Origin of the sequence: Micromonospora sp. DT229, assembly GCF_049844505.1 — a bacterium.
Lineage (GTDB): Bacteria > Actinomycetota > Actinomycetes > Mycobacteriales > Micromonosporaceae > Micromonospora.
This window is the reverse complement of sequence record NZ_JBNCLD010000004.1, coordinates 262,555-281,187: the sequence shown is the minus strand read 5'-3', so window position 1 is coordinate 281,187 and position 18,633 is coordinate 262,555. Positions and strand designations below refer to the sequence as shown.

Annotated in this window: 19 protein-coding genes; 13 read left to right on the top strand and 6 right to left on the bottom strand. The window is 69.7% G+C overall.

Annotated features, from left to right (window positions below; all coding sequences use genetic code 11):
- Positions 1 to 66: 66 nt before the first annotated feature.
- The 3 genes from ACLQ2T_RS08705 (at position 67) to cysN (ending at position 3,193) form a co-directional block, all read left to right on the top strand.
- Positions 67 to 879 (top strand): inositol monophosphatase family protein, encoded by an 813-nt coding sequence (locus tag ACLQ2T_RS08705; RefSeq protein ID WP_425765472.1) that lies wholly within the window; start codon positions 67 to 69, stop codon positions 877 to 879.
- Between the two features lie 74 nt (positions 880 to 953).
- Positions 954 to 1,859, top strand: coding sequence for a sulfate adenylyltransferase subunit CysD (gene cysD, locus ACLQ2T_RS08700; protein WP_425765471.1), 906 nt, complete (start codon positions 954 to 956; stop codon positions 1,857 to 1,859).
- An 80-nt stretch (positions 1,860 to 1,939) separates the two neighbouring features.
- On the top strand, positions 1,940 to 3,193 hold the full coding sequence (cysN, locus tag ACLQ2T_RS08695) for a sulfate adenylyltransferase subunit CysN (protein WP_425765594.1): 1,254 nt from the start codon (positions 1,940 to 1,942) through the stop codon (positions 3,191 to 3,193).
- 146 nt (positions 3,194 to 3,339) lie between these two features.
- Here cysN and galK read toward each other — a convergent pair whose 3' ends face one another.
- Positions 3,340 to 4,509, bottom strand: a complete 1,170-nt coding sequence (gene galK / locus ACLQ2T_RS08690; protein ID WP_425765470.1) for a galactokinase — start codon at positions 4,507 to 4,509, stop codon at positions 3,340 to 3,342.
- Positions 4,506 to 5,489, bottom strand: coding sequence for a UDP-glucose 4-epimerase GalE (gene galE, locus ACLQ2T_RS08685; protein WP_425765469.1), 984 nt, complete (start codon positions 5,487 to 5,489; stop codon positions 4,506 to 4,508). The genes galK and galE overlap by 4 nt, the downstream gene beginning before the upstream one ends.
- Before the next feature lie 78 nt (positions 5,490 to 5,567).
- On the opposite strand from galE, the gene ACLQ2T_RS08680 reads away from it, so the two are divergent.
- The 5 genes from ACLQ2T_RS08680 to ACLQ2T_RS08660 all read left to right on the top strand — a co-directional run bounded on the left by ACLQ2T_RS08680 (position 5,568) and on the right by ACLQ2T_RS08660 (position 9,758).
- On the top strand, positions 5,568 to 6,557 hold the full coding sequence (locus ACLQ2T_RS08680) for a hemolysin family protein (protein ID WP_425765468.1): 990 nt from the start codon (positions 5,568 to 5,570) through the stop codon (positions 6,555 to 6,557).
- Between the two features lie 33 nt (positions 6,558 to 6,590).
- The gene (gene trpS / locus ACLQ2T_RS08675; RefSeq protein ID WP_425765467.1) at positions 6,591 to 7,616 is read left to right on the top strand and encodes a tryptophan--tRNA ligase; all 1,026 of its coding nucleotides are present in this window, start codon (positions 6,591 to 6,593) and stop codon (positions 7,614 to 7,616) included.
- A gap of 35 nt (positions 7,617 to 7,651) precedes the next feature.
- On the top strand, positions 7,652 to 8,221 hold the full coding sequence (locus tag ACLQ2T_RS08670) for a 2'-5' RNA ligase family protein (protein WP_425765466.1): 570 nt from the start codon (positions 7,652 to 7,654) through the stop codon (positions 8,219 to 8,221).
- Between the two features lie 55 nt (positions 8,222 to 8,276).
- Complete coding sequence (locus tag ACLQ2T_RS08665; RefSeq protein WP_425765465.1) at positions 8,277 to 9,200, top strand: YihY/virulence factor BrkB family protein; 924 nt, start codon at positions 8,277 to 8,279, stop codon at positions 9,198 to 9,200.
- Between the two features lie 123 nt (positions 9,201 to 9,323).
- Positions 9,324 to 9,758 (top strand): hypothetical protein, encoded by a 435-nt coding sequence (locus tag ACLQ2T_RS08660; protein ID WP_425765464.1) that lies wholly within the window; start codon positions 9,324 to 9,326, stop codon positions 9,756 to 9,758.
- Positions 9,759 to 9,836: 78 nt separating this feature from the next.
- On the opposite strand, the gene ACLQ2T_RS08655 is transcribed toward ACLQ2T_RS08660, so the two are convergent.
- Complete coding sequence (locus tag ACLQ2T_RS08655; protein ID WP_425765463.1) at positions 9,837 to 11,468, bottom strand: glycoside hydrolase family 13 protein; 1,632 nt, start codon at positions 11,466 to 11,468, stop codon at positions 9,837 to 9,839.
- A 153-nt stretch (positions 11,469 to 11,621) separates the two neighbouring features.
- Positions 11,622 to 12,701, bottom strand: coding sequence for a LacI family DNA-binding transcriptional regulator (locus ACLQ2T_RS08650; RefSeq protein WP_425765462.1), 1,080 nt, complete (start codon positions 12,699 to 12,701; stop codon positions 11,622 to 11,624).
- Positions 12,702 to 13,029: 328 nt separating this feature from the next.
- Between ACLQ2T_RS08650 and ACLQ2T_RS08645 the strand changes: the two genes are divergently transcribed.
- The 3 genes from ACLQ2T_RS08645 to ACLQ2T_RS08635 all read left to right on the top strand — a co-directional run bounded on the left by ACLQ2T_RS08645 (position 13,030) and on the right by ACLQ2T_RS08635 (position 16,405).
- Entirely contained in the window at positions 13,030 to 14,328 is a 1,299-nt protein-coding gene (locus ACLQ2T_RS08645) for an extracellular solute-binding protein (RefSeq protein ID WP_425765461.1), read from the top strand.
- A 141-nt stretch (positions 14,329 to 14,469) separates the two neighbouring features.
- Positions 14,470 to 15,486, top strand: a complete 1,017-nt coding sequence (locus tag ACLQ2T_RS08640; RefSeq protein WP_425765460.1) for a carbohydrate ABC transporter permease — start codon at positions 14,470 to 14,472, stop codon at positions 15,484 to 15,486.
- 1 nt (position 15,487) lies between these two features.
- A complete protein-coding gene (locus ACLQ2T_RS08635; protein ID WP_425765459.1) occupies positions 15,488 to 16,405 on the top strand; it encodes a sugar ABC transporter permease in 918 nt (305 codons plus the stop codon).
- A gap of 84 nt (positions 16,406 to 16,489) precedes the next feature.
- On the opposite strand, the gene ACLQ2T_RS08630 is transcribed toward ACLQ2T_RS08635, so the two are convergent.
- A complete protein-coding gene (locus ACLQ2T_RS08630) occupies positions 16,490 to 16,669 on the bottom strand; it encodes a hypothetical protein (protein ID WP_425765458.1) in 180 nt (59 codons plus the stop codon).
- A complete protein-coding gene (locus tag ACLQ2T_RS08625; protein WP_425765457.1) occupies positions 16,666 to 16,833 on the bottom strand; it encodes a hypothetical protein in 168 nt (55 codons plus the stop codon). Before ACLQ2T_RS08625 ends, ACLQ2T_RS08630 begins: the two co-directional genes overlap by 4 nt.
- 210 nt (positions 16,834 to 17,043) lie before the next feature.
- On the opposite strand from ACLQ2T_RS08625, the gene ACLQ2T_RS08620 reads away from it, so the two are divergent.
- Together ACLQ2T_RS08620 and ACLQ2T_RS08615 are read left to right on the top strand one after the other, a co-directional pair.
- Positions 17,044 to 17,262 carry a hypothetical protein gene (locus ACLQ2T_RS08620; RefSeq protein ID WP_425765456.1) on the top strand — a complete coding sequence of 73 codons (219 nt, stop codon included), beginning with the start codon at positions 17,044 to 17,046 and terminating at the stop codon, positions 17,260 to 17,262.
- A 671-nt stretch (positions 17,263 to 17,933) separates the two neighbouring features.
- Positions 17,934 to 18,275 carry a hypothetical protein gene (locus tag ACLQ2T_RS08615; RefSeq protein WP_425765455.1) on the top strand — a complete coding sequence of 114 codons (342 nt, stop codon included), beginning with the start codon at positions 17,934 to 17,936 and terminating at the stop codon, positions 18,273 to 18,275.
- The last annotated feature ends 358 nt before the right edge of the window (positions 18,276 to 18,633 follow it).

The window sequence follows — 18,633 nt, the reverse complement described above, 5'->3', positions numbered from 1 at the left end:
TGTCGGTTCGTGGCCGAGCGGGGCGGCTGCTCGACGTAGCCGGATTGCGACGGGAGAGCGCAGGACATGAGCAGTCCTCCGATGGTCGACGGAGAGTTCGCTCGCTGGTTGGCGGCCAGGGCGGGCGAGGCGCTGGTGGGCCTCCGCGCGGAGCTGGGGTTCGAGGACCCCGCCGCGCTGAAGTCGGCCGGGGACAAGGTCTCGCATGAGCTGATCCGGGCCGAGTTGGCGAAGTGGCGCCCGGGTGACGCGGTGCTCTCCGAGGAGGACGAGGGCTCCCGGCGGGCCTCCCGGCAGGGCGAGGCGGCGTCCGGGTCCCGGTTGACCGCGGACCGGGTGTGGATCATCGACCCCTTGGACGGTACGCGGGAGTTTAGCGAGCAGGGGCGTACGGACTGGGCGGTTCATGTGGCCCTGTGGGCGCGTGACGCGCAGGCTTCGCACGGCCTGATCGCGGGTGCTGTCGGGTTGCCGGCACAGCAGCGGGTGTTGGCGACCGACCAGCCGCCCGCCGACCCGCCGCGCTCGGTCACTGCTGGGCGGCTGCGTCTGGCGGCCAGCCGGAGCCGGCCCCCGGCGTTCCTGACCGCCCTGGCCGAGGAGGTCGGGGCGGAGTTGGTGCCGATGGGATCGGCCGGCGCGAAGATCGCTGCGGTGGTGACCGGCGAGGTGGACGCGTACATCCATGCGGGCGGGCAGTACGAGTGGGACTCGGCCGCGCCGGTGGCTGTGGCGACGGCCACCGGACTGCACGCTTCCCGGATCGACGGTTCTGCGCTGAAATACAACGAGGCGGACCCCCGTCTGCCTGATCTGTTGGTGTGCCGTGCGGATCTCGCCAGCCGGTTACTTGCAGCGCTGCACCGGCATGGCGGGTAGCCTGGCGCTACTTTCTGACATCTCCGACCGGAAAGGTCTGGAAAGCGGATGAGCGAGCGAATCGAGTCGGTGTCATGACCGCGGCTTACCAGGTCACCCACCTCGACGCCTTGGAGGCGGAGAGCATCTTCGTGATGCGCGAGGTGGTCGCCGAGATGGAGCGGCCGGTACTGCTCTTCTCCGGCGGCAAGGACTCGATCGTCATGCTTCGGCTGGCGCAGAAGGCGTTCGCCCCGGCGCAGATCCCGTTCCCGGTGATGCATGTCGACACCGGCCACAACTTCCCCGAGGTGCTGGACTACCGCGACCGTCGGGTGGCCGAGTTGGGTCTGCAACTGGTGGTGGCCAGTGTGCCGGAGGCCCTGGCCAGCGGGCTGGTCCGGGAGTCGGCAGACGGTATGCGGAACCGGATCCAGACCCCGGTGCTGCTGGACGCGGTGGAGAAGCACCGGTTCGATGCGCTTTTCGGTGGGGCCCGCCGGGACGAGGAGAAGGCCCGCGCCAAGGAGCGCATGTTCAGTTTCCGCGACGAGTTCGGCCAGTGGGATCCGAAGAACCAGCGACCGGAGTTGTGGTCGCTCTACAACGGGCGACACCACCCGGGAGAATCGATTCGGGTGTTCCCGCTGTCCAACTGGACCGAACTGGACGTATGGCATTACATCGCCCGGGAGCGGATCGAGCTGCCGTCGATCTACTACGCGCACGAGCGTGAAGTGATCGAACGCGACGGGATGCTCTACGCGGTGAACGAGTTCCTGTCGGCCCGTGCCGGTGAGGAGCGGTTCAAGGCCCGAGTGCGGTACCGGACGGTGGGCGACGCCTCCTGCACGGCGGCGGTCCGCTCGGACGCGGACACCGTCGAGAAGGTCATCGAGGAGGTCGCCGCGACCCGGATCACCGAGCGCGGGGCCACCCGGGGTGACGACCGGGTCAGTGAGGCCGCGATGGAGGACCGCAAGCGGGAGGGCTACTTCTGATGACCACCGAGACGCTCACGCCGGGCGACGCTACGGACCCGACCCCCGCCGGTGCTGGGGCCGCGTCGGAGGCCCGCCCCATGGATCTGCTGCGGTTCGCCACGGCCGGCAGTGTGGACGACGGCAAGTCGACCCTGATCGGTCGGCTGCTGTACGACACCAAGTCGCTGTTCACCGACCAGCTGGCCGCGGTGGAGGCGGTCAGCGCGGCCCGGGGCGACGAGTACACCGACCTGGCCTTGCTCACCGACGGTCTGCGGGCCGAGCGGGAGCAGGGCATCACCATCGACGTGGCGTACCGCTACTTCGCCACCCCGCGGCGCAAGTTCATCATCGCGGACACTCCGGGGCACATCCAGTACACCCGCAACATGGTCACCGGCGCCTCGACCGCCGACCTGGCGCTGATCCTGGTCGACGCCCGCAAGGGACTGGTGGAGCAGTCGCGCCGGCACGCCTTCCTCTGCTCCCTGCTGCGGGTGCCGCACCTGGTGCTCTGTGTGAACAAGATGGATCTGGTCGACTACTCCCAGGAGGTGTTCGACCGGATCGCCGACGAGTTCACCGCGTTCGCGGCGAAGCTGGACGTGCCGGACCTGACCGTGGTGCCGATCTCCGCGCTCAAGGGTGACAACATCGTCACCCGGTCGGAGCGGATGCCCTGGTACGAGGGCCCGGCGCTGCTGCATCACCTGGAGCGGGTGCACATCGCCAGTGACCGCAACCTGGTCGACGTCCGGTTCCCGGTGCAGTACGTCATCCGCCCACAGTCGACTGTCGTGACCGACTACCGGGGCTACGCCGGCCAGGTGGCCTCCGGGGTGCTCAAGCCGGGAGACGAGGTGATGGTGCTGCCCTCCGGCTTCACCAGCCGGATCTCCTCGGTCGAGACCGCCGACGGGCCGGTCACGGAGGCATTCCCGCCGATGTCGGTGACGGTACGGCTGGCAGACGAGATCGACATCTCCCGGGGCGACATGATCTGCCGTCCGAACAATGCCCCGGCCGTGGCCCAGGACATCGAGGCGATGGTCTGCTGGATGGACGAGAGCCGCCCGTTGCAGGTCGGTGGCAAGTACGCGATCAAGCACACCACCCGGGCGGCTCGGGCGATCGTGCGCGGTCTGCACTACCGCCTGGACATCAACACCCTGCACCGGGACGAGTCGGCGGGCGAGCTGCGGCTCAACGAGATCGGTCGGGTCCGGCTGCGTACCACCATCCCGCTGCTCGCCGACGAGTACCGCCGTAACCGCACCACGGGAGGGTTCGTCATCATCGACGAGAGCACCAACCGTACAGTCGGCGCCGGCATGATCGTCGAAACCCCCTGACCCCCGCCAGCCCTGCCCCCGACGCACCCTTACCGTCACCCCAAGATCGCGCTCGATTCGGGATCGAGTGGCATCCGGGCCACCGATAGCCACTCGATCCCGCATCGAGGCGTAATGACGTGCCGAGGGCTGGGCGGGTGGGCGGGTCAGTCGAGGCGGGTGGCGCCGTCGGCGGGGGTGACGGTGGTGTGGGTGGGGGCGGTGAAGCCACGTCGGGCGTACGCGGTCGCGACGGCCTGCGCGACCGGGGCGGACTGGTCGGCCTCGACCAGGGCCAGGACGCAGCCACCGAAGCCGCCGCCGGTCATCCGAGCGCCCAGCGCCCCGGCGGCGAGTGCCGCCTCGACGGCGGTGTCCACCTGGGGCACGGTGATGGCGAAGTCGTCGCGCATGGAGGTGTGCGAGGCGGTCAGCAGCGGGCCGATCTGCCGGATCCGCCCGGCCCGTAGCAGGTCGACGGTGTCGCACACCCGCTGGTTCTCGGTGACCACATGCCGTACCCGGCGGCGGGTCTCGTCGTCGGGTAGCCGGGCCAGCGCCGCGTCGAGGCCCTCGGTCGGCACCTCCCGTAGCGCGGGTACCCCGAGCAGGGCGGCGGCCTTCTCGCAGCTGTCGCGGCGGGCGGCGTACTCGCCGTCGACATGACGGTGCGGGGCGTTGCTGTCGATCACCAGGATGACCAGCCCGGCGGCGGCCAGGTCGAAGGGGATGTGTTCCACCTGCTCGGTGCGGCAGTCCAGGAACAGGGCGTGCCCGGCGCGGCAGCGGATCGCCGCGGACTGGTCCATGACGCCGGTGGGGGCCCCGACGTACTGGTTCTCGCCCCGTTGGGCGAGTCGGGGTCGGGCCTCGGCGGGCAGGTCCAGGCCGCCGAGGTCGACCAGGGCGGCCAGCACGGCGGCCTCCAGGGCGGCGGAGGAGGACAGGCCGGCGCCCAGCGGCACGTCGGAGGCGATCGCCAGGCGGGCGCCGGGCACCCGGTGACCCGCTTCGCGCAGCGACCAGACCATGGCGGCCACGTAGCCGGCCCAGCCGGTGACCCGGCCGGCACCGGTGACCTGCGCGGCACCGAAGTCGACCGTCTCGCCGGTCAGCTCCGACCAGACTCTCCAGGTCTCGCCCGGCTGGGGTGCGGCGGCGACGACGGTACGCAGGGGGAGCGCGAAGGGCAGCACGAAGCCGTCGTTGTAGTCGGTGTGCTCGCCGATCAGGTTGACCCGACCGGGAGCCGCCCAGCGGCCGGCGGGCGGCTCGGCGTACACCTGGTGGAAGCCGGCGGTGGCGCGGTCGGCGACCTTTCGGTCGGAGTCGATCACGGTTGGGCCAGCCGGTGGGTGCGGTAGAAGGCCCAGGCGTCGGTGACAATGTCGTGCAGGGTCGGCTTCTGCGGCTGCCAGCCCAGATCGGCGCGGGCCAACTCGGCGGAGGCGACCAGCTCGGCCGGGTCCCCTTCGCGGCGGGGCGCCATCTCGACCGGTACCGGATGGCCGGTGACCTCGCGGACCACCTCGACCACCTGTCGGTTGGAGAAACCGCTGCCGTTACCGAGGTTGTAGATGCGGTGCTGCCCCGGCAGGGCCGCGTCCAGGGCGAGCAGGTGAGCCCGGGCCAGGTCGGCGACGTGGATGTAGTCGCGTACGCAGGTGCCGTCGACAGTGGGGTAGTCGTCGCCGAACAGTTGCAGCTTGTCCCGCCGGTCGGCGGCCACCTCCAGGGCGATCGGGATGAGGTGGGTCTCCGGGTCGTGCCGTTCACCCAGGGCGACATCACCGTCCAGGTAGGCGCCGGCGACATTGAAGTAGCGCAGCGAGACGGCGGCCAGGCCGTGCCCGATCGCCTCGGAGGTCAGCGCCATGTCGACGGCCAGCTTGGTCGCCCCGTACGTGTTGGTGGGGGCCTTGACGGCCGTCTCGACGATGGGCAGCTCGATCGGATTGCCGTAGACGGCGGCGGTGGAGGAGAAGACCAGTCGGGGTACCCCGGCCGCCCGGACCGCGTCCAGCAGGGCCAGGGAGCCGACGGTGTTGTTGTGCCAGTACCGCTCCGGAGCGACCATCGACTCACCGGCGGCGATCAGCGCGGCGAAGTGCAACACGCCGTCGAACCCGGCCTGCGGGGTGAGCACCCGCGCGGCGTCGTGGATGTCCGCCTCGACGTGGGTGGCGTCCGGGGCGAGGGCTTCCCGGTGGCCGGTGCGCAGATCGTCCAGGACGACGACCTGGTGACCCGCGTCGAGCAGCATCCGGGTAACCACGCTGCCGATGAAGCCGGCACCGCCGGTGACTAGCAGTTTCACCTCGGTCCTCCTGCCTGGCCCTTGAGTGTGGCCGCGTATGGACAGCCTACGGCCGTCGCGCTGACTACCATCACTGTCATGCGGGCAGCGCGTCGGCGCGGATCCCGGTGGCGGCCGACCCAGCCCCGCCGCGAGCCAGGACGGCTGGCCCGGGGGGTCGCCCGGGTGGTGGTCCGGGCGGTCGACGGTGGGCTCCGGCTGGTCACCGCCCTGCTGGGTACGGGTCCGGCCGCCGGCCGGGAGCGGATCAGCGAGGCGGAGCTGCGCGATCTGGTCGCCGCGAACACCGTGCTGGACCCGGTGGGTCGACGCATCATCGACGAGGTGCTGGTGGCCGGGGCCAGGCTGGTCCGTGAGGTGATGATGCCCCGTACGGAGGTGGTGTTCCTGTCGGCGGCGTTGACTCTCGCCGAGGCCGAACCCCTGGTCCGGGCCGGAACGCACACCCGGTACCCGGTGGTCGACGGCACCCACGACGACGTGGTCGGCTTCGTGCACCTGCGCGACGTGCTGTGGCATCCGGACCGGGTGCCGAGCACGAAGGTCGGCGAGTTGGTCCGAGAGGTGAAGCGGCTGCCGGCCAGCAAGCGGGTGCTGGCCGCGCTGACCGAGATGCGGCGGGAGGGCCACCACCTGGCCGTGGTGGTCGACGAGTACGGCGGTACGGCCGGCATCGTCACCTGCGAGGACCTGATCGAGGAACTGGTCGGTGAGATCCACGACGAGTACACCGAGCTGCCGGAGCCGACGCTGGCCGGTCTGCCGACGGCGGTGGAGGGTCGACTGAATCTGGCCGACTTCGCCGAACGCACTTCGGTGGTGCTGCCCGTCGGGCCGTACGAGACGGTGGGCGGGTTCGTGATGGCCGCCCTGGGTCGGCTGCCCAGGCCAGGTGACGAGATTCCGGTGCCCGATCCGGCCGGGGTGGGTGGCGGGTGGCTGCTGCGGGTGTTGAGCCTGGAGGGGCGCCGGGTGGCCCGGCTCGCGGTCACCGTCGGCCGCCTGCCCGAACAGCGCAGATCGGTGGACCGACCCGCCGACCGGACCGGACCCGCCGGCCCGTCATGACGTACGCCGGGCGTTGCTGACAGAATTGCCGGCATGTCCGACGTACCCGCCCGCCCGCGCGTCTTCTCCGGCATCCAGCCGACGGCCGACTCGTTCCACCTCGGCAACTACCTGGGTGCGGTGCGGCACTGGGTGGCGTTGCAGGAGTCGCACGAGGCGGTCTACTGCGTGGTCGACCTGCACGCCATCACGGCGGGCCACGATCCCAAGGTGCTGCATCAGCGCATCCGGGTGGCCGCCGCCCAGCTGCTGGCGGTCGGGGTGGACCCGCAGCGGTGCACCCTGTTCGTGCAGTCGCAGGTGCCCGAGCACGCGCAGCTGGCCTGGGTGCTGGGGTGCCTGACCGGGTTCGGCGAGGCCAGCCGGATGACCCAGTTCAAGGACAAGTCGCAGAAGCAGGGCAACGAGCGCGCCAGCGTGGGCCTGTTCACGTACCCGATCCTCCAGGCCGCCGACATCCTGCTCTACCAGGCCAACGCGGTGCCGGTGGGCGAGGACCAGCGTCAGCACCTGGAGCTGTCCCGGGACCTGGCGCAGCGGTTCAACACCCACTTCGGGTCGACCTTCACGGTGCCCGCCCCGCACATCGTCAAGGCCACCGCGAAGATCACCGACCTTCAGGACCCGACGGCGAAGATGTCCAAGTCGTCCTCGTCGCCGGCCGGCATCATCGACCTGCTGGACGATCCGGCCCGCTCGGCCAAGAAGATCCGTTCGGCGGTCACCGACACCGGTCGGGAGATCGTCTTCGACGAGGAGACCAAGCCGGGCATCTCCAACCTGCTGACCATCTACTCGGCGTTGAGCGGGCGGAGCATCGACGATCTGGTCGCGGCGTACGACGGCAAGGGCTACGGCGATCTGAAGAAGGATCTGGCCGAGGTGGTCCGGGAGTTCGTCACCCCCATCCAGGAGCGCACCCGCTCCTACCTCGACGACCCGGCCCAGTTGGACAAGCTGCTCGCGGTCGGGGCGGAGAAGGCCCGGCGGTTGGCGACGCCGACCCTGCTCAAGGCGTACGAGCGGGTGGGTTTCTTCCCGCCGGTACGTGGCGAGTAGTCGTCCGCGACAGCGCGGGTGATCCGGACAGGTCGGTGGCCGAAGGAGTGGCGCGGAACGTGGATCACGGCAGCGGGGCGCCGGAGGCCGGCGACACCGTCCAGATCGGCATCGCGGTGGACATCCCCGAGCCGTGGGGCGGCACGCTGACCCGACGTCGGTTGGCGGCCGGTGACCCGAACACCGTTCCGGCCCATGTCACCCTGCTGGGGCCGACCGAGATCCCGGTGTCCACGCTGCCCGCGGTGGAGCGGCACCTGGCCCGGGTGGCTGCGGCCCACCTGCCCTTCACCCTGCACCTGCGGGGCACCGGCACCTTCCGGCCGGTGACCCAGGTGGTCTTCGTGGCGGTAGCCGCCGGGATCAGCGAGTGCGAACTGCTGGCCGCGGCGATCAACGCCGCTCCCGAGCTGCAACGGGAACTCCGCTTTCCGTACCACCCGCATGTGACCGTGGCGCAGGATGTCGCACCGGAGGCCCTGGACAAGGCGTACGAGGATCTGGCGGACTTCTCGGCGATGTTCGAGGTAAAGCACTTCACCCTGTTCTCGCACAGCGGCGAGGCACGGTTCCAGCCCCGTCGGGACTTCCGGCTGGGCGGTTGAACCTTCGGTCGCCGAGCGGCGAGCGCGGCGGCCGGCGAACGGTGAGGATGACGAGGTGAACCTCCTGGGTCGGGTCGAGGCGGGCATCGACCGCCGGCTCAGCGCCGCCCGGCACCGCTGGCCGGCCTTCGGGCATCTGTGGCGGGCCGGGGTGCGCTACACCGATCTTCAGGGTGGTCGGCTGGCCGCCGCGATCGCGTACTACGGCTTCTTCGCGGTCTTCGCGCTGGCCCTGGTGGTGTACGCGGCGTTCGGTGCGCTCCTGGACGACAACGACGAGGTACGCGCGGCGGCGGAGGATTTCCTCGGGGAGAACCTGCCCTTCCTCGACCCGGCCCAGGTGGCCGAGAGCAGTGGCACGGTCGGGGTGGTGGGTCTGCTGATCCTGGTCCTGACCGGCATCGGGTGGGTCGAGGCGATCCGTTCCTCGCAGCGGCTGATCCACGGTTTCAACCAGCATCCGGGCAACCTGGTGGTCCGCCGGTTCGTCGACCTGGGGGTGCTGCTGGTGGTCTTCGTGCTGCTCGGCACCTCGGTGGCGGCGGTGGACGCCCTGGAGTCCCTGCTGCGATTCCTGCTGCGCAGCACCGGGTCGGTCGGGTTGACCACGATCAGCGCGGTGCTCAGTGTGCTGATCAACGCGGTGTTGGCCACCCTGCTGCTGATCGTGGTGCCCAGGGTGCAGATGACCCGGGCGCGGCTGCGGCCGGTGGTGCTGGTGGTCGCGATCGGCATCACCCTGCTCAACACGGTCGGCCGGTTCTGGGTGGGGCGGGTCGAGCACAATCCGGCGTACACCGTGGTGGCCACCGCGGTGGGTCTGCTGGTCTACCTGTACCTGCTCAACCAGTTGGTGCTCTTCGGTGCGGCGCTGGCCGCGACCAGTCGGCGCGGCCGGGTGGTGGACCTGGCCCGGGGTGGCCGACGGGTGGAATTCGACTCGGACACCGATCCGGGCACCCCGGGCGGGGCCGGCTGAGGTCATTGGCGAGAACCGGCGCGGCGAGTCACCGATTGTGCGGCCACCGCGAGCAGCCGGAGGCCTTTCCGGTGATGTGCCGAACCTGCCGCGTGCGGGCCGGGCAGCGACGATGATGGCCCCGTGGGGGTACTCGTGACGCTGGACCTGCCGGAGGACTCGCCGATGCGCGACCTGCCGTGGATCATCACCTTCGGTCCGCTCGGTGACGACGACGAGTGGGAGCCGGTGGTCTGCGGTCCGTACGAGCGGGAACACGCCATGGCCCTGGCCGAGGCGGTGGTCGCCGACGGGGCGTTGATGGCGGTGGTCGAGCCGCTGGTGCCTGCGGTCTCCGTGGAACAGATCCGGGGCGAGATAGCCACCGCCCAGTTGGCCGCTCAGGACGAGGAGGTCCAGACGGAGCGGGCCGACCTCTACGGCGACTACGAGGACACCATCGACGAGGAGGACCTGGCGGACGAGGAGGAACGGGACACGGGCCCTCTGCCGACCCCGGACGCGGCCGAGCTACGCGCCGGGTTCGCCCGCATCGCCGCCCGGCTGGCCGGCGGCTGACCGACCGAGGGACGTCAGCCCCAGTCGTCCGGCGGCGCGCAGCACGCCGGACGACCAGGTTGCTGACGGACTACCCGATCAGCGGCGCTCGAACCAGACAGCCGTGTCGATGTCCAGCAGGTGACCGCCGTCCTGCTCACTGACCGCCGCGCTGGCCACCAGGGGGGTGCCGTACCCCTCGACTCGTACCGGGGCGCCGCTGAGGTTGACCACGCAGGTCAGCACGGTGTCGTCGGCCTCCCGGGTGAAGGCGAGCACCCCGGGGTCGGCCTCCTGCCAGGTGATGCCGCCGGTGCCGGCCAGGGCGGGATGGTTGCGGCGGATCCGCAGCGCCGCCCGGTACAGCTCCAGGGTCGAGCCGGGCACCCCGGTCTGGGCGGCCACCGACAGCGCACCCCAGGTAGCCGGGGCCGGCAGCCAGCTCAGTTCGCTACCGGCCGGGCCGAAGCCGTACGGGGCCAGTTCGCCGCTCCACGGCATCGGCACCCGGCAGCCGTCCCGGCTCTCGCCGGTACGCAGGAAGGCCGGGTCCTGGCGCAGCGCGTCCGGCAGGTCGAGCACCTCCGGCAGGCCCAGCTCCTCCCCCTGGTAGAGGTAGGCGCAGCCGGGCAGGGCGAGCATCAGCAGTGCGGCGGCGCGGGCCCGTCGCAGCCCTACCTCGCCGTCGCCGTAGCGGGTGACGTGCCGCTGCCGGTCATGGTTGGACAGCACCCAGGTGGTGGGGGCGCCGACGATGGTCGACTCGGCCAGGGCGGTGTCGATGACCTTGCGGAAGGAGTCGGCCGACCAGGTGGCGTCGAGGAAGTCGAAGCTGAAAGCCTGGTGCAGCTCATCCGGCCCGATGTAGCGGGCCAGCCGCTGGGGGGTCTCGGCCCAGGCCTCGGCCACCGCCATCCGGCCGCCGGGGTAGCTGTCCAGGATGGGCCGCCAGGCGCGGTAGATGTCGTGCACCTCGTCCTGGTCGAAGTAGGGCAACCTGCCCTTGCCGAGCAGTTCGGACTGACGTCGGCCGGTGGTCATCGAGTTGAAGCCGACGTCCGGCAACCCCTCGGCTTTGATCATGCCGTGGGCCACGTCGATGCGGAACCCGTCCACCCCACGGTCCAGCCAGAACCGGAGGACGTCCTCGAACTCGGCGCGTACCTGCGGGTGGCGCCAGTTCAGGTCGGGCTGGGCCGGGTCGAACAGGTGCAGGTACCACTGGCCGTCCGGCACCCGGGTCCAGGCCGGGCCGCCGAAGATGCTCTCCCAGTCGTTCGGGGGCTGCTCGCCGTGCTCACCCTTGCCGTCGGCGAAGAGGTACCGCTCGCGTTCCGGTGAGCCGGGGCCGGCTGCCAGCGCCGCCTGGAACCAGGGGTGCCGGTCGGAGGTGTGGTTGGGCACGATGTCGACGATGATCCGCAGGCCCAGGGCGTGCGCGTCGGTGATCATCGCCTCGAAGTCGCCGAGGGTGCCGAACATCGGGTCGACGTCCCGGTAGTCGGCGACGTCGTACCCGCCGTCGACCATCGGGGAGGTGTAGAAGGGGGTCAACCAGAGGGCGTCCACGCCCAGCTCACGCAGGTACGGCAGGCGTTGCCGGATGCCCTGGAGATCACCGATGCCGTCCCCGTTGGCGTCGGCGAAGCTGCGGACGTAGACCTGGTAGACGACGGCGGATCGCCACCAGCCGGCATCGGAGGTCAGCGGCGAGGGATTGCTGACGGTCATCGGGTGTTCCCCGTTCTGTGGCGCGGGACGGCGGCACCCGGCGTGGCGACGGTGGGACGCACGGGTGTCTGAGAAGAATGCCGGGCCGCCTCTGCAAGAGTCAAGCAGACCTTGCGCAAGAAATGACCGGGAGTCAGTGGCAGGCGGTCGGTGTCACGCCGGGACCGGCAACGCCGGTGGGGTCGGACGCGGCGGGCCACCCTGGGCGGGGGTGGTGTCCGCCCGGGCCACCGCGGTCGAGCCGCGGACCACCAGTTCGGGCCGGAACAGGTACTCCGAGTGCGGGGCGCCGTGCCCGTTGATCTCGTCGACCAGCGCCCGGACCGCGGCCACCGCCATCGCGGCGACCGGCTGGCGCATGGTGGTCAGGGGCGGGTCGGTGAAGGCCATCAGCGGCGAGTCGTCGTAGCCGACCACGGAGAGGTCACCCGGTACGGAGAGACCACGCTGGCGGGCGGCCCGGATCGCGCCGAGGGCCATCAGGTCGGAGCCGCAGACGATGCCGGTTGCGCCGCGTTCGATCAGTCGCCCGGCCGCCGCCTCGCCACCCTCCACGCCGAACAGGGACAGCTCGGTCAGCTCGGCCAACTCGTCGTCCTCGACCCCGGCCAGGCGCTGCATCGCCGCCTTGTATCCGTTCACCTTGCGTTGCACCGGCACGAACCGGTCCGGCCCGGTGATCATGCCGATCCGCCGGTGGCCCAGGGCCACCAGATGGGCCACCGCCAGCTCGGCGGCCTCCCGGTCGTCACACGAGACGAACGGCGCGGCGATGCCGGGTGCGTACCCGTTGATCATGACGATGGGCAGTGGCCGGGCGATCAGGGTCCGATACCGGTCGTGGTCGGCGGCGGTGTCGGCGTGCAGGCCGGAGACGAAGACGATGCCGGAGACCTGCCGGTCCAGCAGCATCTCGACGTACTCGTCCTCGCGGACCCCGCCGGGGGTCTGGGTGCACAGCACCGGGGTGTAGCCGGTGGGTGCCAGCGCAGACTCGATGATCTGGGCGAAGGCGGGGAAGATCGGGTTGTCCAGCTCCGGCACCACCAGGCCGACCAGCCCGGCGCTGCGCTTGCGCAGCCGGGCGGGGCGTTCGTAGCCGAGCACGTCGAGGGCGGTGAGGACGGCCTGCCGGGTCTCGGGTGCCACGCCGGGGCGGTCGTTGAGCACCCGCGACACCGTGGCCTCGCTGACGTCGGCCTGTTGAGCGATGTCGGACAAACGAGCGCGCATTGCGGCACTGTAGCTCACCGCCAACTTCTTGCGCAGTAGGCGGCAAGAACTTGCATAATCGAGCAGCGGGCGCTGGAAAAGGCGTTCATCGCACCCTTCTCCGGGTGCCCAGCGAAACGTACAGCGAACTTCCGATCGCGCAAGGTGATCGGGACTGTCGCACCGGTCAATCTGCCCAGCAATGAAATGCCCCAGTTGGCGGGCCTCTGTCGACTGATCGTGTTGCGGATGGGGCACGGTTGTTGCAGCCGTGTTCGCAAGGGGTTTCGAGTTAGGAAAACTCTTGCTACTGTCCCGCCGTTACCCGGCAGGCAACTTAGGAGCGAACATGCGTCGCATAGCCAGGGGGATCGCCGTACTCGCCTCCGCCAGTCTCGCCCTCACCGTCGCCGCGTGCGGCGGCGAGGACAAGGCCGAGGAGCAGCCCAAGGCCGACCCCGCCGCCCTCACCGCGGAACTGACCTGGTGGGACACCTCTGACCCGCAGAACGAGGGCCCGGCGTTCAAGGAGTTGATCACCAAGTTCAACCAGACCTACCCGAACGTGAAGATCAACTACCAGTCGGTCCCGTTCGGCGAGGCCCAGAACAAGTTCAAGACCGCCGCGCAGGCCAAGACCGGGGCCCCGGACATCCTGCGGGCCGAGGTGGCCTGGGTGCCCGAGTTCGCCTCCCTCGGCTACCTCTACGCCCTCGACGGCTCGGAGCTGCTCAGCGACGCGGACGACTTCCTGGCTACCCCGCTGGCCTCCAACAAGTACGACGGCAAGACCTACGGGGTTCCGCAGGTCACCGACAGCCTGGCGCTGATGTACAACAAGGACCTGCTGGGCAAGGCCGGCATCAGCGCGCCGCCGAAGACCTGGGCCGAGCTGAAGTCCGCCGCGCAGACCATCAAGGACTCAACCGACGCCGAGGGCGTTTACCTCAACCCGGCCGGCTACTTCATGCTGCCCTTCATGTACGGCGAGGGTGGCGACCTGGTCGACGCCGAGGCCAAGAAGATCACCATCAACTCGGAGCAGAACGCTGCCGGACTGAGGATCGCCAAGGACCTGATCGACAGCGGCGCCGCCGCCAAGCCCTCCGCCAACGACGCCTACGGCACCATGATGACCCTGTTCAAGGAGCAGAAGGTCGCCATGATCATCAACGGGCCGTGGGAGGTCAACAACGTCTCCTCGGCACCGGACTTCGGCGGCCTGGAGAACCTGGGCATCGCCCCGGTGCCGGCCGGCTCGGCCCGCGCCGGTGGCCCGGTCGGCGGCCACAACTACGTGATCTGGTCCGGCATGCCGCAGGAGAAGATCGACGCCGCCGTCGCCTTCGTGAAGTTCATGGCCTCCGCCGAGTCGCAGGCCTTCCTGTCGGAGAAGCTCGGCCTGCTGCCCACCCGTACCTCGGCGTACCAGGTGGACGCGGTCAAGAACAACGCGGTCGTGGCCGCCTTCCAGGCCGTCAACGAGGCCGCCGTGGGTCGCCCGTGGATCCCCGAGGCCGGCCAGTTCTTCGGCCCGCTCGACCAGATGGCCACCGAGGTCCTGATCCAGAACAAGGACCCCAAGGCAGCGCTGGACGGCGTCGCCAAGAAGTACAAGGCCGAGGTCGTACCCAACTACGGGTTCTGACCCCACCGTCGGCGGGCCCGGCGCGGTAGGGCCCGCCCCGCACACCGGTGATGCGCCGGTGACCCTTCGGCACCCGGCAGCGGATCGGCGACCGTCACGGTCGCCGATCCGGCCGAACCCTCTGCTCTGGAGCGCAGCTGGATGACCACCGTGACAGCCGACCCGGCGCCGCCCTCGACGCCGCCCGGCCGACCCGCTCGTCCCTCCCGGCTGCGCCGCAGCTGGGAGAAGCACTGGTACGCCTGGGCGATGGTGCTGCCCGTCGTCATCGTCCTGGCGGTACTGATCTTCTACCCGCTGTTCCGCGGGATCTGGCTCTCCTTCACCAACCTCACCGAGGCCAACCAGGTCGCCGAGATCTGCACCAAGTCGATCACCGGCGGCGAGGTCTGCACCGAGAACCCCAACAAGTGGGAGTTCGTCGGCCTGGACAACTATGTGCGGGTGCTCACCGGTGAGGTCGGTGAGTTCTGGCAGTGGACCGGCGTCACCCTGATCTGGACCTTCGTCTGTGTGGCCTGCCACTTCGGGCTGGGGCTCGGCCTGGCCAGCATGCTCAACCGCCCGATGCGGGCCCGCTCGTTCTACCGGGTGCTGCTGGTGCTGCCCTGGGCGGTGCCGGCCTTCGTCAGCGCCTTCGCCTGGAAGTTCATCTTCAACGAGCGCTTCGGCCTGGCCAACGCGCTGCTCACCGCCCTCGGCATCGATCCGGTCTCCTGGTTCGCCGACCGGTGGACCGCCCTGCTCACCGCCATCGTCACCAACGTCTGGCTGGGGGTGCCGTTCATGATGGTCGCCCTGCTCGGCGGGATGCAGACCATCCCGAGCGAGCTCTACGAGGCGGCCGAGATCGACGGGGCCTCGGCCTGGCAGCGGTTCCGCAGCATCACCCTGCCCGGGCTGCGTCCGGTCAGCATGACCGTGGTGCTGCTCGGCACCATCTGGACCTTCAACATGTTCCCGATCATCTTCCTGGTCACCGAGGGACAGCCGGCCGGACAGAGCGAGATCCTGGTGACCGGCGCCTACCGGGCCGCCTTCGAGGGCCTCCGCAACTACTCCCTGGCCTCGACGTACGGGGTGCTGATCCTGTCGATCCTGCTGGTGTTCTCGGTGTTCTACCGGCGGGTGCTGCGCAAGCAAGGCGAGGTGTGGTGACATGAGCCGATCCACAGCCACGCCGCCGACGGCCGACGCCGTCGCCGGCCCGGCCCTGGCCGGCACCCGGAAGGTGACCCGGCGCGGGCACCGCCGACGCAGCCCGGCGATGTCCGTGCTGCTGCACGGCACCCTGATCCTGGCCTCGCTGATCGCGATCGGGCCGATCGCCTGGGTGCTGCTCTCCTCCCTCAAGCCCGGGTACGCGATCCAGAGCAGCGAGTTGACCCTGTTCCGGGACACCACCCTGGCCAACTACAGCTACGTGTTGACCGAGACGAACTTCCCGCGCTGGTTCCTCAACTCGGTGATCGTCGCGGCCTTCACCATGAGCATCGGCATCTTCCTGTCCGCCACCACCGGCTACGCGGTGTCCCGGTTCAACTTCCCGGGCCGCCGACCGCTGATGCTGATCTTCCTGGTCACCCAGATGTTCCCGGTGGCCATCCTGATCGTGCCGATCTACACGATCCTGGCCCGGCTGGGCCTGATCAACACCATGCCGGCGCTGATCGTCGCGTACCTGACCATCGCGGTGCCCTTCTGCGCCTGGATGTTGAAGGGCTACTTCGACTCCATCCCCACCTCCCTGGACGAGGCGGCGGCGCTGGACGGCTGCGGACCCTTCGCCACCTTCTGGAGGGTGGTGCTGCCGCTGGCCCGTCCGGCCGTGGCGGTCACCGCCTTCTACACCTTCCTCACCGCCTGGGGTGAGGTGGCGTACGCCTCGGCCTTCATCCAGACCGACGACAAGTTCACCCTGGCGTACGGGTTGCAGCAGTTCGTGCCGCAGTTCAACCCGCAGTGGGAGTACCTGACGGCCGCCGCCGTCCTGGTGACCGTACCGGCCGGGCTGGTCTTCTTCTTCGCCCAGAAGCACCTGGTGTCCGGCCTGACGGCCGGTGGCACGAAGGGCTGACGCCGCGCGAACGGGGGCCTGATTCCCGGCCGCCGTGCGGCGATGCGAGCCCTCGGCGTGTTGCCGAGGGCTCGCCTGCCGGGTTCAGTGCGTCTCGTATTCGTACAGCGCCGTCACACCCTCTCCCCGGTCGAGATCGGAGCAGGTCAGTCGCTTCACCGGGACCATGACGCGCTGGCCCGTGGAGCCACTGCCAGCATCGAGCCACACCTCGACCATCTCCGTCCTCGGTAGCTGACGCGGGCCGATCGCCAGGAACGTCACGAGTTCGGCCTCCCGTTCGAACCGATGGTGGCCTCGAACGCCCGGAGCGCGCGTTCTCCGCTCTCCGCTCGATCGATGAGCGGGCTTTTGCCGGGCGGGTAGAACGCCATCAGGCGGGCGGGTGTGGGTTCGTCCGGGGTAGCCGGGTCGGGGAAACTGTTCATGGTCGGACCTCCCGTGTCCGATCAAGGCCCCCGGCGAGCGCTACCACGCGAGCCGGGGGCCGCCTGCAAGGTTCCACTACGGTAATGCATAGGTGGCCACCTTATAAGCCTAAAGGTGGCCACCTCTATATGCCAGCAGGTGGGATGCGGTGCGCGTGTCAGAGTGGCCACGTGGCGGGCGACCTTGAGGCAGCCTCGGAGGAGTACCGAGTGGCACTCCAGCGGGTACAGGATGGACTCGCTGAAGTCGCCTCGGCCCGTGCCGATGTGCCGAAGGTGCGCGAGCGGCTGGCCGCCGCGATCGTGGCGGCGTACCGCGACGGTCGGCGCGTGGGCGAGATCGCTCAGGTCAGCGGCTACGGCCGCGAACAGGTCCGGCGGATCTTGCGGGCCAATGGTGTGGAGCCCGAGGGTGCTCGGGGATCCTGACGCTTGACTGTCAAGCCCGGCCCCCGCGTCGCCTGACTTAAGCACCTCATCAGAAGTGCTGTCGCCAACCGCAGGCGATCGGCTGGCCGAGGCAGGCGTGCGGCCCTACGGCGTCGACGCAGTGGAGGGGTGAGCGTGCCCTTCTCTCCCTGTTTCCACCGCCTTTGCTCTGCTTCACCCCACGCAATGCTTTGCCGTCGGATCCGTTGCGTGGGTTGAAGCAGAGCAAAGGGGCCCGGACTCCTACTGGGACTGCCGGCATGCAGAGGTGAGGGGCCACCGTCACCTTGCGGTGGCGTTGCCGGCGACTGGTGTGAGCGCCGCGCGGGTTGCCGCATCTCGCAGTCTCGGGCTCCGTGGGACGGTGCCGGGATGCGGCGTCCTGGGGCATCCCGGCAGGTAGGCGACACGGGTTGCGGCGTCTTGGGGCGTCAGGGCCGGGGGAAGGCGCGGGTCGCGGCATCTCGGGCGACCGACCCAACGGCGACCGGCTCTCGGGTAAGCGACAGAAGTTCAGACCAGGTGCTTAACTGTCGGAAAAGCGGATGATCGCCCAAGACGCCTGGTTGGGCTGCGGGGGTGGTGGTCGTCAGGGCGCGCGCAACCGGCTGGCTCGCCGAGTAGCCGGATGCCTCTACTACGAACCGTCGTTGATAGGGCAGGATAGGCGGATGGAAGCACTCCGACTCATCCTCCTCTACATCCACCTCATCGGGTTCGCGCTGCTGCTGGGTGGTGCGATCGTGCAATACATCAGCGGCAAGCTCCGGATCAACGCGGCCATGCTCTGGGGCGCGGTGATCCAGCTGTTGAGTGGCACCGGCCTGGCGGCCCCGCTGCGCGACGGTGACGAGCCGGATCCGGCGAAGCTCGTCGTGAAGTTCCTGATCGCCCTGGCGATCTTCGTGATGGTCTTCTTCTCCCGTAAGCGGGCCGACGTCAACCGTGGTCATTTCCTCGCGATCGTGGCACTGACTCTGGTCAACGCGGCAGTGGCGGTCTTCTGGCGCTGATCGAAAATCGGTCGGCCGGCCCGAGGGGTCGGCCGACCGATCCCGTTTGACCTCGCAACATTCATTCCCGACGACGAGGCGGACCCGAACCGGCCACCTCGCTGGTGTCCCCGCCCGTCCGGCAGTACCTGCCGGTGTGGCCTGGGAAGTTGTACCGTGCGAGGATCTAGCGCCCCGGTCGGCACCGTTCTGGGTCGGGGCGGTGAACCGGGCCAGGGTGAGAGCGGCGGTGAATGCCCGGTCCGCAACTAGTCGAATTCCGCATTCGGGCGGGACACGTCCAGGGATGAATGGCGTGACGCGCAGACCGGTGAGCGTACGTCGATAGCCTCGAAACCATCACGGATCCTTGCCGATT

What these genes read in the sequence shown, in the direction of transcription:
- ACLQ2T_RS08705 (WP_425765472.1), top strand. Translation starts at nt 67, where the DNA reads ATGAGCAGTCCTCCGATGGTCGACGGAGAGTTCGCTCGCTGGTTGGCG.
- cysD (WP_425765471.1), top strand. Translation starts at nt 954, where the DNA reads ATGACCGCGGCTTACCAGGTCACCCACCTCGACGCCTTGGAGGCGGAG.
- cysN (WP_425765594.1), top strand. Translation starts at nt 1,940, where the DNA reads ATGGATCTGCTGCGGTTCGCCACGGCCGGCAGTGTGGACGACGGCAAG.
- ACLQ2T_RS08680 (WP_425765468.1), top strand. Translation starts at nt 5,568, where the DNA reads ATGCGGGCAGCGCGTCGGCGCGGATCCCGGTGGCGGCCGACCCAGCCC.
- trpS (WP_425765467.1), top strand. Translation starts at nt 6,591, where the DNA reads ATGTCCGACGTACCCGCCCGCCCGCGCGTCTTCTCCGGCATCCAGCCG.
- ACLQ2T_RS08655 (WP_425765463.1), bottom strand. Translation starts at nt 11,468, where the DNA reads ATGACCGTCAGCAATCCCTCGCCGCTGACCTCCGATGCCGGCTGGTGG.
- ACLQ2T_RS08650 (WP_425765462.1), bottom strand. Translation starts at nt 12,701, where the DNA reads ATGCGCGCTCGTTTGTCCGACATCGCTCAACAGGCCGACGTCAGCGAG.
- ACLQ2T_RS08645 (WP_425765461.1), top strand. Translation starts at nt 13,030, where the DNA reads ATGCGTCGCATAGCCAGGGGGATCGCCGTACTCGCCTCCGCCAGTCTC.
- ACLQ2T_RS08640 (WP_425765460.1), top strand. Translation starts at nt 14,470, where the DNA reads ATGACCACCGTGACAGCCGACCCGGCGCCGCCCTCGACGCCGCCCGGC.
- ACLQ2T_RS08635 (WP_425765459.1), top strand. Translation starts at nt 15,488, where the DNA reads ATGAGCCGATCCACAGCCACGCCGCCGACGGCCGACGCCGTCGCCGGC.
- ACLQ2T_RS08625 (WP_425765457.1), bottom strand. Translation starts at nt 16,833, where the DNA reads ATGAACAGTTTCCCCGACCCGGCTACCCCGGACGAACCCACACCCGCC.
- ACLQ2T_RS08615 (WP_425765455.1), top strand. Translation starts at nt 17,934, where the DNA reads ATGGAAGCACTCCGACTCATCCTCCTCTACATCCACCTCATCGGGTTC.